At 49.2% G+C, this 13640-nt stretch carries 11 protein-coding genes; 7 read left to right on the top strand and 4 right to left on the bottom strand.

The genetic code is table 11. The annotated features are described in order from the left end of the window. Window positions 1–26 precede the first annotated feature (26 nt). Window positions 27–1769: a hypothetical protein gene (locus WC184_12335; protein MFA7478655.1), complete on the bottom strand. Its 1743-nt coding sequence runs from the start codon at window positions 1767–1769 to the stop codon at window positions 27–29. An 807-nt stretch (window positions 1770–2576) separates the two neighbouring features. On the opposite strand from WC184_12335, the gene ruvB reads away from it, so the two are divergent. Further along, the gene (ruvB, locus tag WC184_12340; GenBank protein MFA7478656.1) at window positions 2577–3590 is read left to right on the top strand and encodes a Holliday junction branch migration DNA helicase RuvB; all 1014 of its coding nucleotides are present in this window, start codon (window positions 2577–2579) and stop codon (window positions 3588–3590) included. Window positions 3591–3670: 80 nt separating this feature from the next. After that, window positions 3671–4282 (top strand): dTMP kinase, encoded by a 612-nt coding sequence (gene tmk, locus WC184_12345; protein MFA7478657.1) that lies wholly within the window; start codon window positions 3671–3673, stop codon window positions 4280–4282. Window positions 4283–4371: 89 nt separating this feature from the next. Here the strand turns inward: tmk and ssb are convergent, their stop codons facing one another. Beyond that, window positions 4372–4815, bottom strand: a complete 444-nt coding sequence (gene ssb, locus WC184_12350; GenBank protein ID MFA7478658.1) for a single-stranded DNA-binding protein — start codon at window positions 4813–4815, stop codon at window positions 4372–4374. Window positions 4816–5023: 208 nt separating this feature from the next. Between ssb and WC184_12355 the strand changes: the two genes are divergently transcribed. Then, window positions 5024–5518: a hypothetical protein gene (locus WC184_12355; protein MFA7478659.1), complete on the top strand. Its 495-nt coding sequence runs from the start codon at window positions 5024–5026 to the stop codon at window positions 5516–5518. Between the two features lie 231 nt (window positions 5519–5749). Here WC184_12355 and WC184_12360 read toward each other — a convergent pair whose 3' ends face one another. Continuing rightward, on the bottom strand, window positions 5750–7408 hold the full coding sequence (locus WC184_12360) for a hypothetical protein (GenBank protein MFA7478660.1): 1659 nt from the start codon (window positions 7406–7408) through the stop codon (window positions 5750–5752). A gap of 281 nt (window positions 7409–7689) precedes the next feature. Between WC184_12360 and WC184_12365 the strand changes: the two genes are divergently transcribed. The 3 genes from WC184_12365 (at window position 7690) to WC184_12375 (ending at window position 10854) form a co-directional block, all read left to right on the top strand. Continuing rightward, the gene (locus tag WC184_12365; GenBank protein ID MFA7478661.1) at window positions 7690–9684 is read left to right on the top strand and encodes a TM0106 family RecB-like putative nuclease; all 1995 of its coding nucleotides are present in this window, start codon (window positions 7690–7692) and stop codon (window positions 9682–9684) included. Window positions 9685–9805: 121 nt separating this feature from the next. Next, window positions 9806–10129 (top strand): thioredoxin family protein, encoded by a 324-nt coding sequence (locus WC184_12370; GenBank protein MFA7478662.1) that lies wholly within the window; start codon window positions 9806–9808, stop codon window positions 10127–10129. Between the two features lie 92 nt (window positions 10130–10221). Beyond that, on the top strand, window positions 10222–10854 hold the full coding sequence (locus tag WC184_12375; protein ID MFA7478663.1) for a hypothetical protein: 633 nt from the start codon (window positions 10222–10224) through the stop codon (window positions 10852–10854). A gap of 45 nt (window positions 10855–10899) precedes the next feature. Here WC184_12375 and WC184_12380 read toward each other — a convergent pair whose 3' ends face one another. Beyond that, window positions 10900–11664 carry a hypothetical protein gene (locus tag WC184_12380; GenBank protein ID MFA7478664.1) on the bottom strand — a complete coding sequence of 255 codons (765 nt, stop codon included), beginning with the start codon at window positions 11662–11664 and terminating at the stop codon, window positions 10900–10902. Window positions 11665–11807: 143 nt separating this feature from the next. Here WC184_12380 and WC184_12385 point away from each other — a divergent pair, with 143 nt between their 5' ends. Further along, the gene (locus tag WC184_12385) at window positions 11808–13637 is read left to right on the top strand and encodes a hypothetical protein (protein ID MFA7478665.1); all 1830 of its coding nucleotides are present in this window, start codon (window positions 11808–11810) and stop codon (window positions 13635–13637) included. The last annotated feature ends 3 nt before the right edge of the window (window positions 13638–13640 follow it).

Consider the following 13640-nt stretch of genomic DNA (forward strand, 5'->3'; position numbering starts at 1 on the left):
CAGTTTCCTTGTTTAGAGTGTGTAGGTTAGACAGTGTTTGTCTTTCTGAGACGATATCCAACTAGGGCTGCAGCGCCGGCTACGAGCAACGCCGGGTATGTCAGGTTTGTGCCGGTGAAAGGTAGTTCTGCTGGGGGGCCGTCGTCGTCACCTTCGTCTTCTTCGATGTCGCAGGGGATTTCGTTTCCTTCGTCATCTAAACAAATCTCTGGGCACAACTCGCCATCTGTTTCCGGGTCGCACACACTTGCGGCCAGGAACACTGTTGCTGAGCGTACAACTGGCATGTCATCTACTAGGATTAGGGTTTGGCCGTCTCCTGGTACTGTGGTGTCAGGGATTTGCGGGTCGATTAAGGTACCTGCATAGATCACGCCCCGCCAATCTGCGGTGACGGTGATTTCGTTTTCAAAAAATAAGGTGCCGTCACTTAGACGCACATATTCGCCGTTTTCGTCTAGAACACCGATTCCAAGGTCAGCGTAAGACACTTCCCCTGCCCCGACGAAGTTTTCTAGTTCGTGGGTTTGTGGGATTGTGTCCCCGCCCATATCAACTGTGATATAAACAGTTTGGGGGGCGGTCATGGGATACTCTTCCCAGTCTTGAAGATCGGTTAGTTCTTCTGTTGTTAGAAAAACATGTACTGTTTCGTCTTCAGGGTTGTCGATAAGTTGGATGAACGCGCCTGCTGCTACGTCCGGTTCTGGTTGGGAGAGGTTAGCTGCTGCTTCGGTAGCTAACGCTGTTGCTCTGTCTAGGATTCCTTGGTGGGTTGTTCCTGAGATGTCGAACCCTACTAGTGACCAGATCGCTAGCTGTGCAGATGCATGGTTGGACCAGGAAGCGATCTCGGTAGCTTCTTCTTCGCTTAGTTGTGGGTCACCAGCTTGTAACGATTCAACGGTGAAAGGTTCTGAACCTGCGCTGTCCCAACTGCGGAAGTTATGAACTACCCAGTTTGTGGCTGAGAGCTGGTCGTCTGTTAGTGTGCCGTGGTTGTTGGTGTGGGCATCGGTCGCGGCCCAAGTTACTGGGATCATTGGGACTTTAACGTCACTGCCGCCACGGTGGCGGACCATGGCAACGTTACCGCCGGAGATACCTTGGGTGTCTACTTCTAGGTCGGCTACTTGTTGTTGTCCTAGGTCCCCATAGAACTGGATCAGATAACCCCAGTTGGGGGCGGTGACACTACCGTCGTTGAACACGAACACATTACCGGCACCAATGTTTGGCAGTGCTTCTAGAGCTGCTTCAACATCTGCGGCTGGGGCGTTGTTCGCTATGGGGTCTGTTGTTTGTCCCGCGAATGTGAGGGTGAATGTGCCGTCGATGGGGTCTTGTGGGTCGTCATCGTTGGTTACGGTCACCCATTGCCAAGAGTTGCTATCAGCGATCGGGTTGTTAGGTTCTAAACAAAACGCGTGAACTGAAACTATGAAACTGTCACCATCCACAAAAACGGTGCCACCAGCTTCGCTAGCACGGTCTTGGTCATCGAAACCAGAGGCTGGTAAATCTAACACGGCGGTTCCTGGGTTGAAATATCCTGGTAGGATTGGCCAGCCGCCAATGCCGAACTCGTCGGAGAAGAAAAACTCGTAGGTGCCGTCAGGGATTGAAGTTAGTGGCGATTGGGCAGAGTCGAAGGGTTCTTCATGGACCGCAGCGTCTGCTATAGGCGCCCCGAACATTGACAGCAGTAACACAACAAATGTGGATACCGCAAAAAACAGCGGTTTGCGCTGTTTAGGTTTTGTTAGCATTAAATGACCTCTCATTGGTGACGGTAACAACTAGCAGTGTCGGCACAGCCCTTAGCTAGTTGTGTGTACACAGTGAGCGGTCGTTTTGTTGTCGCAACTATTGCGAATAGTTACCAGGTTGGGTGGGTTGTGGGTTTTGGTGTGCCTATCGTGGTTTTGGGATGTAGGCGGGGTTCAGTGTTTTTGTGTTTGGTGGTGTTGTTGCCATGTTTTGGTGAGAAGTGTGGCGAGTTCTGCTGCGTGTTCTGTAGAGCTGTTGTCGGTTTGCGCGAAAGCTATCCAGGCTTGTTGGTTGGTCGCTGATCGTTTTGTTACTACGGTTTCGGCTCGTATAGACGCGTCGGTGTGATACAGGTATCCTTGGCATGCATCGGCTAAGGATTTAGTTAGATTGCCTGTGTCTAGCAGTGTTGTTGCAGCAACAAATAACACTACTGAGGGCCGTTGGTTTATAGGGTTTGGGGGTGGCGGTCCAAGATCCCAAGCAGGCACGTTTTTTAACACTGTGGATAGTACGATCTGGATTGCGGATTCAAAACTTGTGAGGTCGTTCCACTGGTTTCGGTTGGAGGAACGTCGAAAGTTTGATTTTGACTGTATTGGTGCTGGCCACTCAAACCAGAAAGCATTGTCTCCTATCCCTGGTAGGTGCCCGTGAGCGATTGTTGTGGGTTTCATGGGTTGCATCGTGCTGGTTTTGGGTGGGTTCCCACATCTTTGCTGGGATCGAGTGGTGGTTTTATGTGTTTGCACACTATGTAGGTATGACAACAACGTTTTTAGAGACACAAGTTCAGGATGGTTGGTGTGGTTGAGCGATCGGTTTTGGTGGGTCGTTCTGACAGCAACCGTCCCGAAACGTTAGACACCTTTGTGGGTCAAAGTGATGTTTTGGGACGTTTGCGTATTGTGTTGGGCGCTGCGATGGAACGGGGGGAACTTCCTGATCATCTATTGTTTTCCGGGCCGCCAGGGTTAGGTAAAACAACGTTGGCGTATGTTGTGGCTAACACTCTAGGGTTGCCTGTGGTGGCCACAGCGGCACCTGTTCTTGAAAAACCGGGGGATATTGCTTCCATACTGGTGGGGCTACAAACACCAACCGTGGTGTTCATCGACGAGATTCACCGTATACCTAGAGTTGTCGCAGAAAGTTTGTATGAGGCTATGGAAGATTACCGGCTTTCGTTGGTGGTAGGTTCTGATAGTAATAATCTCTCAGCGGGTTCTGGGCGTATAGGTACCCGCATGCTCCAACTTGATTTGGTCCCGTTTGTTTTGGTGGGTGCTACCACCCAAACAGGTTTGTTACCTGCCCCTTTCTTAGACCGGTTTGGATTCACAGGGAGGCTTCAGTTGTATGACACCACTACTTTGGCGACGATTGTGGCTAACACCGCCAAGTTTTTAGGGTTTCGTTTAACGCTGGCGGGGGCGACTGCTGTTGCGTCGCGTTCCCGTGGCACACCTCGTGTAGCTAAAACTTTGTGTGTAAGGGTTCGTGACTGGGCCCAGCTTAACAACGTTGATGTGGTTGGTGCTGACGACACTATCGAAGCGTTAAGAGTGTTTGGTGTTGACTCTGCGGGTCTCGATCAAACAGGTTTAGATATTTTAACTAACTTGTGTGTCCGTTTCGATGGGGGTCCTGTCGGGTTGAACACGTTGGCTGCTTCGGTTGGTGAAGCGCCCAACACAGTAGAAGATGTTTACGAACCGTTTTTGTTAGCTCAAGGTTTTTTGAAACGTACCCCTAGAGGTCGTGTGGCAACCGAAACAGCATACAACCATCTAGGACTACCGGTCCCAACAGCACTCTAACCACCACCTCGTGTGTTGGGGCGACCCGGTTTTGTTACCTCTGACTAGCGCTTCAACCGTTTTTAAGGACACCTATTATTATGAGTATCAAACCCGGCAAATTTGTTACGATCGAAGGGGCGGATGGTACCGGAAAAAGTACCCAAGCTAGAGTGGTAGCTGCCCTGTTGAACGGGTTGTATACTGCCGAACCGGGTGGCACACCTTTTGGGGAACAGGTCCGTGATCTGGTTTTACATGGCGATAATATAACCCCCATAACAGAAATGTTGTTGTTCGCTGCTAGCCGGGCTGAACATGTGGAGACAGTAATTAAACCAGCTCTTGCGTCCGGTACCCATGTTATTTGTGACCGGTTTTCGTGGTCTACTTTGGCGTACCAAGGGTTTGGTCATCGGCTCCCCCTCAACACTCTAACCCAGATCGATGCGGTAGCTACTGGAGGGTTGATCCCCGATCTGATAGTTGTGCTCGATGTCCCAGCACACGTTTCTATTGAACGTTTATCGGGTCGCGGTGCGCCTTTAGATCGTTTAGAACGCCTTGGTGACAGTTTTCAAAGTTCGGTACGGGAAGGTTTTAGACGTTTACATGAGGAGGCCGCTAACAGTGTTCTTCTAGATGGCACTGGTACCCCCTCGGAAGTTACTTTCCGTATTTTAGAAGCAGTTTCACAACACCTCAGCTTGTAACCCCGAGCCGGCTGCAACTTTTTTGCTGTGGTCATAGATCACAAAACCCCTGTCTCAAACATTCAAAACAGGGGTTTATTTTATGGCGTTTAGAAGGGTTCTTCGTCGTAATCTGGGGGTGTCGCATCCGCACCGGCCCCGTTTGACGAGCCACCGGCATAGGATGCGGCAGCACCACCGCCAGATCGTGGGTTTTTAGTTACTGCCACCGTTGCCCATTTCATGGATGGGGCAACATCGTCAGCAATGATTTCCACCTTGGACCGGCGTTGACGGTCTTCTGTTTCCCAGGAACGTTGTGTCATCGCCCCAAAAATGATCACACGATCACCTTTGGTAACGCTTTCAGCAACGTTTTCCGCTAACTGTCGGAAACAGGTGACATCGAAGAACGACACATCGTCATCACCGTCTTGTTTCCTGCGGTTCCACGCCACACTAAAAGTGGTGACCGCCATCCCACCAGGGGTGAAACGCAACTCAGGATCGCGGGTAATGTTTCCCACGATTGTGACAGTGTTGTCATAGGCCATTTGTCCTCCTAAAAGGGGTTTGTTTGTTATTAATGGTCTCCCGACACTGTTGCCGCTTTTTGATTCTAGGCAAACACACGTGTTTAGCGCGCTGGGGGCGTGTTTGGTTGAAACAAGCACAATGTTTGGGTGTTGTGGTAAAGCTTCGCCGGGACACAAGGTACTGAAGCGTTAAGTAGCTGGTGATAGCCGATTGGGAGGTATGTTGATGTCTTGGGAGTCACCTGGTGTTGTAGCGTTAGAATCTGATCTGGCTTTGGTGAGAAACCCTAGTTTTGTTAGGGCTGTGCGTACAGCGTTAGCAGCCGACCCTGATAAAGAGCTAGAACCGGGTCGTCCTATTGGAACCCATTTTTTGTTCCAAACCGATTTTCTACTCACCTGTTGGGTTATCACACCTAAAGCTTTGGTTTTGGTGGAACAACGAACCGATAACACTGTTCAACAATCAATAGTTTTCCCTTTACACACAGTGTTGCGAACTGTGTTGTTAGTTGAAAACAACATTGTGACGTTTCAAATTGAAATCGGTGGTGACCGCCAAACTCTACGTATAGAACCTCAAGGAACAGCAACCGACCAGCCCTATGATGTGACAGGTTTTTTGGCACCAGCTTCTTATGTTTTGGTTGGGGTAACTGAACACGATGTTCGCAGGTTGTATCGTTTTGCTCAGGTTTTGCGACGACTCAGCCTGTTTTGACACAAAAAATAGAGAGAGACTAAAACAATTTCGGTCTCTCTCTAAATAGGTCTTACTTTAAAAAGCAGGTCGTTTGGGTACCTCCGGCAAGATCCGGCCAGGTACATCTTCTACTGTGTCAGCCATCCCTCTAGAAACAACCCGGTCTCAAATAAAGTGGGCCACAGTATGTTAACAAGTGGTTGTTGCCCCGACCCAGGTATGTCTGTCTAAGTTAAACATATGTCTGGTTTAGTTGGTGTTGATGATTTGTGTTGGGTATGGTATATCAACAGTTCCACCGTTGCCTAGAGCTCCTGCGCTTCCAGCGCCCCAACACCAAAGCCCACCCGAGGTGTCGATCGCACAGCTGTGGTAAAACCCGGCACTGATCTTGTTGACAGGTGCGGTTAGTAACACTGGGGCAGGGGTGTGTCGGTTAGCTGTAGTGTTATCTCCCAGTTGTCCGTTACCGTTGTTACCCCAACACAAAACTGTGTTTTCGGTGGTGAGTCCGCAACTGTGGTAGAGGTTAGTAGTAATCGCTGTGAATGTTTCGTTGGATACCACTTCTATAGGAGTGTGTTTGTATCCTGAACCGGCCACACCAACCCCGCCAGTGTTGTTCCAACCCCAACACCACGCTTTACCAACGGTGTCTATAGCACAAGAGTGTGCCTCTCCTGTAGATATGGCAGTAAAGGTACGGTTAGTGGTCACAGCTGTTGGGATGTAGCGTGGGCTTGTGTCCCCTACACCTGCTTCACCGCTCGTGTTAGCTCCCCAGCACCACGCCTTGCCGTTAGTGTCGAGAGCGCACACAGTTGTAGAGCCGGCTGAGATAGTTGTGTAAGATCTGTTTCCTGCTACTGGGGTGGGGACAGATTGGGTGGCAGTGTTCCCATTTCCCAGCTGACCAGTTCCGTTGTAGCCCCAACACCACGCTTTGTCTTCGGTGTCGATTGCGCAGCTGTGAAACTGTGCATTTGTGACATTTGTAAATGTGTGGTTGCCAGCTACTGGGGTTGGGACAAGCTGGTTTGTTTCGTTTCCGGTTCCGAGACGGTAGTTGCTACCTTGTCCCCAACACCACGCTTTGCCTTCGGTGTCGATCGCACAGCTGTGAAAAGAGTGGGTGGTTATGGAGGTGAAGACATGGTTACCGGCTACAGGTGTGGGGACAAGCTCGTTTTGAACCCCAGGCTTATTTACACCTAGCTGGCCTTGTTGGTTACGACCCCAACACCAGACCCCTCCGTTAGTGTCAAGTCCGCAGCTGTGCAGCGTCCCAGCTGCTATTGACGCCCATTTGAGTTGTGGGTTAGTTGGGATATTTTCAAGGGTATGCCCAGCCAGGTCAGTAGGTGGCACACCTGGAACTGCACCGTTTTCAACTGCGCTTATCGGAGTTAACTTTTCGTTTTCTATAGTTTCAGAGTCTAGGCACCCGCCGTAAATAACACCTCTTGGTGGTGCTGTTATAACACACCAGCCATGCTCTGATGCTTTAACTAGTACCAGTGTCGTTGGGGAACGGATAAAACCTATTTCACCGACGGTAGGCCACTGGTTGTTCTCTACTGGAACAACAAAGCTGTCCACAAACGGGCTGTCCAGATCGGTGTTAACAGACCAGTCCTCTATTGCCTCTAGCACCGCTTGTAACCCTGTTTGAGTTACCCAAGTTTCATCCCCTGAAAACGCTAACAGGGTTTGCGCTTCCCGCGCAACTGTTTTAAGGGCCAGCAGTTCTAGATCGTTTTGAGCACGGTTAACAACCCTAGAGTACCCGACAAATGCGACAACGATCAGCGCTAAACCAACAAGTAAAGAAAGTATAACTTCAAGGATCGTGAGCCCTTTATACCTCTTTGTTGTTCGACTGTCGCTGTTACCTTGAAAGGACCACATCTTTATTAGAGTGCCTCAACATGCTCCAGGTAACAGTGATGTTAAAGAACTGCCCACCAACCCATAGATATTTTGGTGTAGTTGCTACCAGATTTTGGGGTATCTGCACCTTTGAATCTGTGACATGTCGAAGGTAGGTAAAGAAACTGTCCTTGAAAAACGTTTTTGGGGGGGGGGATGTTGAGTGTTCTTTGAACGCTTTGTTGGTGTTGTTCGCAGTGGGGTATGCGCCAACGGTTGGCTACACAACGTTAGTTGTGTCTTTGCAAAGGAAAGGTTTTATGGACAACACCTATGTTTTGCCGCCCCAAGGTGGTTACGCCGCTAAAGGGCGTTGTGATTACAAAATCCATTTGGAGTACGACCCAACAGTTTCTAACGATCTGAAACTAGAACCGTCTGTGGCTGCTTTGGCCCGTATGGAAGACGGTAACGTTTTTGAAACTAAAATTGGGGAGCTACTCCAAAACACCTATAGCGCTGATCAGGCTGTGTTTTTAGAAGGTGATCGTAGCCCCGAATCTAAAACAGCGCGGGAAAAAGCTACGATAGCAGCGATGGATAACGGTGTTCGGTTTATTTGGAACGCGCGTCTCCCAGTTGATGAAAACAAGGTGCGTATATCTGAACCTGACGCTATGATCCGTTTGGGTCGCAACCGTCACGGTAACTGGGCCTATGCTCCTGTGGATGTTAAACATCACAAGTCTGTGACTGGTGGGCGTAAACCTGAAGAATGGTTGACCGCACCGTTTACACAACTTGACCCTACCTTGAGTGCACCTACTGAACTTGGTGATGGGGCGCCGTGGCTGGTTGATGGGATGCAGTTAGCTCACTATTACCGGCATTTAGAATCTTTGGGTTACGCCCAAGATATAACTGGTGACCTCGACGACCCTGATGTGTTGTGGGGTGCTGTTATTGGTAAAGATGAGGTGTTTGTTTGGGTTGATCTTCTAGCACCTATCTGGAAAGATCCACGATCTTCTAAACTCACCCGGTTTTCTGCGCTTGATCTTTATGACGAAGCGTTTGCGTTACGGCGCAATATTGCTTTGAATGCGTTGCGTCGGGGCGACGATCCTAGTGTAGAACCTCTAGCCAGCCCGGTCCGTCAAACTGAATGTGGTGAATGTCCGTGGCGTGCGGTTTGCGCGGAACGTTTAGCTGAAGCTGATCATGTGTCTCTTTTGGCTGGGGTTACTATTCGTAATGTGGAAACGTTAGAAGATGCCGGTATTTCTCGTAGGGAACAACTTGCAGCGCTACACGCCCCTACAGCGATATTAGCTGACGCTTTGTACGGCAAAAAAGTATCGCTCACCGAATGGATAAATGAGGCTGGCACGATGCATCCCGAAGCGACACCTTCGATGCTTTTTGAAGAGCGTCGTAACCGCAACACGTTGGCCGATCTGGTTGAGCAGGCAGGGTTTGACACTGCTTCAGATATTGCTCGTTTAGATACCAACACAGCACGTGTTGTGGATGCTGGCAACGGACGTGTTTTGAAACATATTGACACGGCCCGTGTTTTTTTTGAACAAAAAGCGTTTAAAGCGCGTAACGTTGAAGAGTTGTCTCTCCACCGGGGCCATATCGAACTAGATGTGGATATGGAAAACGATCCTGGTGATAACGGCATTGTGTATTTGTGGGGTACTTATCTCACAGTACGAGGCGAACTCTCAGATACTGTCGAACACGGTTATCGAGGGTTTTACACTTTCGAACAAGGCGACATTTCTGGGGAAGCACAGGCTTTTGTGGATCTTTGGGACTACATCGAAAGTTTACGTGTTCTAGCCGCTAAATATAACTACACGTTCCGTGCGTACTGTTACACTGCTGCGGAGCATCGCTGTATGCGCCAGGTAGTTACCCGCAGCCCCGATTATGTGGGGATGCCAACCCTGGAACAAGTCGACGCTTTTGTAGCTGGCCCGGAATGGGTCGATCTGTACGATGTGGTCGCTAAAGAAGTTGTTTGGCCAACTGAACGGCTGTCTTTAAAAGACATCGCACAATTCACAGGTTTCCACTGGCGCGACGATGACCCTTCAGGTGCTAACTCGGTTGTGTGGTACCAGTCTGCTGTTTCAGACCCTGACCCTGAGGTCCGTTTAGAGAACCAGGAACGTGTCCTTACCTATAACGAAGACGATGTGATCGCTACGAAATGGGTCCGTAACTGGTTAGATGAAAGACAAAGTAGCGGTGAGCTGCAACCGGTTTCTGAACTAGAAAACCGTTACAGCGCTGCTCTTGTCTGACATGGCTGTGCTGTAACACCCTTTTTAGGTTTGCTAGCCCAAGGTGTAACAACCTGACGGATGCTCCCATTCAACATTTTTGTTGATGGGAGCATCTTTTTTTGCGCCGACAGTGCTGGTAATGGAACGTTCCAAGCTACGCCCAAGCCAGCACAACTATCTAGAGTTACCTACCTGTTTTCACGATGGTGTAGTTGTTTTTGGTGCTCGTTGGTGCGCGCCTTTTGTTTATCTTCTCCACCAGTTCGAACCATTAGAAGAACCTGTCTTTGAACGTCTTAGTTTTTACGATGTTGACACCCCTGATGGGGTTCGTTTAGCTGACATTTTTGGTGTTAAAACTTTACCTACATTGTTGAGTTTCAAAAACGGGGTGAATCTGCGCAGGGTTACCGATCCCTTTAACATGGCGACCATTAGAGAGGAGCTGCAAAACATCACATAGTAGCTTCTGCAAAGATACAGGTTGTTATACCAACCGTGCCATAACAGACGGTAGAGGTGTGGTGGGCTGTAGTGGTGTGTCACAATAGTGGTATGGGTGTTTTGATTCCAGGGTGGGTACCTCCCATACTTTTTGACACAGAAACTTTGGAACGGTTAGGTCCGTGTGGAGTGCGTGTTGGTAACCGTGTCGAGATCGACTTAGACCAAGCTGCCCAGGTGCTTTCCCCTACCGAAGTGGCCCGTCTCGATTGTTACGCAACACATGTGGCAGGTTTCGTGCCACGACCAGGCACTAAAGAAGCAGTCGTTGTAGTGTCCCGTCCCTTGTTGAAAAAGAAACAACAGGACAACACCCAAGGCAAAGTAGATCTTCTAGAGGAGGTTCAAGGGTTTAACAATATTCCTGTAGTTGCGCAGCTCGTCACCGAAATTTTAGGGCCAGATCCTAGCTGGGACACGCTTGGTTACCGGTTTGGGTTGTTAAACGTTACTGTAGAACCCCACAAATCTTTTGTTAAAACCAGCTTTGAGGTGCCTTCACCAGCAAAATGGGTATTGGCACTTGGTGGAGGGTCGTTACCTAACGAACTGTTCCGTCGGGTAGAGATCACTTCTAGTCATGCTAAATGGCGGAAACGTAGAGCACGGCGACTAGTTGAGCTACACGTTTATGCGGTGGAGGTTTGGCCCGACCCACAACAGGTTTGTTTGTCTGGGGGTTAAACACAAAACCCCACCACACGAAACCGGTGGTGGGGTAATAGTTGTTTAGACGTTTTCTGGCCACAAAGACTTTTTGATCTTTACAGCTGCTGGTTTGATGTCCGGGTGAAACTCCACATCTTTACCAACGCTTAACCCGAACCCGCCCCGTAACGACCACAAAGTAGCGTTATCGTCAGGATCCCAGATCACAACATCTGATATCGGATGTTGTTTCCCTAACTGCACAATAGCTTCTTGCCATTTAGTTTTATTTAACAAAGCTACCGGGTTGCGGTGCGCAACAATGTAGGTGCCTCCTACAGGCAAAGGTAAATTTTTTGTTAAATCCTGTGGGTCTGGTACTAAACCTGTACGGTCGGTTGACCAGTGGTAACGTACTGTCCCAGGGCTTTTAAGCATCATAGAAGCCGCCTTTTTTGACGGGGCAGCTAACACTTGGTCTAACACCTCCCCTGAAACAGAGGGGATCAGGTAACGCCGTCTCGTTTTGTCTAACGCTATTATGGTACAACCAGGTCCTAAGTGAAGTCGGGCTCCTGAGGTGTTAGTAGCGTTAATCAAAAGTTCGTAGATGTCGGCCATGGACCGTATCGGGTGTTCAGCCCGGTCCGCTTCAGAAGCTGCTTTGCGTATCTTTTTCTGTAGTGGGCTTAACTCTTCCCAGGGGGTGACATACACATCAGCTAGTGGCCCTATATGATCTACGATCGTTTCAACCACGTTAGGGTCTTCGATCCACGTTTTTAGCTGTTCTAGTAACGTTTCAAGCTGCGGAGTGATCGTTGTATCAGAACTGGTGGTTGGCATAGCCACTCCTCGTTTGTTTTTTGTATAGCAACATGTTTACTTCTAGAAGCCGCCCCCAGGTTTTCAACTTGTGAGTCCTACATCAGCACCAAACGTTTTAGCCACCAAAACATTGTTTTTGGTTACCTAACAAAGGAGTTTGTATGGACGATGAGTGGCTTAGTGTGTATGACAACATGGCTGCTAACCACTTCGATGAGGACGAACCACCGTCAAACGTTTTCGAGGTGTCCCCCACTGTTTCAGATGGCAGCCACACAGAACATAGAAAAGTGGTGAAACAGAAAAAGAAACCCGCTAAAGGAGCTGCTCGCAACAGCTCACATGTTGATGCTTCTAAAGAAGTGTTAGCTACATGGCTGGGTGTTATGTCGGCTGCTACACGCACCGGAGCGGACCCAGAAACAGCGTTAAGGCTTGTATCTTCGTTACGTAACGCAGACGTGTTGTACCAGGTTTTAGATAAAGGGGACGCTAAACTCTGCCAAGAAACTATCGCTGTGGTTTTAGCGTCGTTGTCAGATCTGGTGGATGGGGAAGTTTGGTTAGATTCGCTTGGTTTATTCACCGGTCATATCCGACCTGATGTTGAAACTATTTTGTTGCGGATCACAAACACGGCTCCTGCGCCGCACCCAGAGTCAAGTTTGGCTGGAGCTATGTTTTTGGCGCGTAAAACGCTGTCCAAATCGGCCGCTCAAACATTAATAGACGCTATCGATGGGGGAACTGACCCTGAGCGTTTAGCAGAACTATACCAAGATATCCCACCACCTTCAGCGATTGATGGTGGGGCAGCTACCGGTGAAAACCCTACAGTGGCATCATTACACGATCTGGATATGTCTTCCCAGTTTGTGTTCAGCTCAGGGTTTCGTACTTTAGACGAAGCTTTACATACCCGACCAGAGTACCCGAAAGGGTTTGTGCGTAGCGGACAGCTTTGTTTGTTGGTAGCGCCTTCTGGTGCTGGTAAAACCTCAGCGATGAACACCATTGTGGTCGCTATGGCTTTAGATATGATCGCACAAGGCAGCAAAGGCCAGTTGTTGTACCATCACAACGAGGACGACACCCAAGACATTTTTGACTCTATGGGTATAGGGCCTGGAAAACGGTACAACTATTTAGCAGAGTCTATAGCGTTCGTAAAAACAACGTCTCGTCTAGAGCTGTTAAAAATGTTTTATCTGGCCGTCCTACGAGCTAAACGGCTATCTCTAGCTACCGGTCTTCCGATAACTATGACTATGCCACCCTGTTTCGTGACAGACTACTTTCAGGCTCTTAGCGAAGCTGGGGAAAACGAAACCCAGTCATCTATTATCACAGCAAACTTGTTGCTGTATGGGATTGCTAACTGTGACCCTATAGCGCTTGCTAACTATGGGGGTATGTCTTTCCAAGAGTTCACCGGTGAAGCATGGCCTGACGGTTTAGAAGGCTTCAACATCGCTGTGGTAGCTACCGCACAGCTGCTGATAAAAGGCAACGCTGTAGGATATGAACCGGATCGGCATGACTGGCGTAACTATGCTGTGGCCGACGCTGCAGATCAGCCGTCTTGGGAACCTTTACCTGGGGACGCTCCATTAGCATCGAAAGACGATATTCGGGGTGCTACCACAATTTTGCAGCACGCCACAACGATGATTGCTTTACATCGCCCTAAACACCAAAATAACCCTCCAGCAGGAGTTGATTCTGCTGGTTGGCCTACTTTGGCTGATTCCCGAGGGTTTTTCACAATTTTGAAAGCCCGGTTCGGGCAAAACATGCTGGTTATTCCAATGGAGTTCAACTTGCAACGAAACGGCGGTAGTAAAGCCCAATATATCGATAGGTGGGCTGAACGTGCAATTATGCAACCTAACTCTAAAATAGAGTACGACCAGCGGGTTTGGTTGGGTTCCGGTGACCCTATTTTACCTATCCGCCCAACTCGTACTAAAGCACATCTAGTGCGCTATTAAAAC

It is taken from the genome of Acidimicrobiia bacterium (assembly GCA_041676705.1).
Taxonomy (GTDB): domain Bacteria; phylum Actinomycetota; class Acidimicrobiia; order Acidimicrobiales; family SKKL01; genus Actinomarinicola.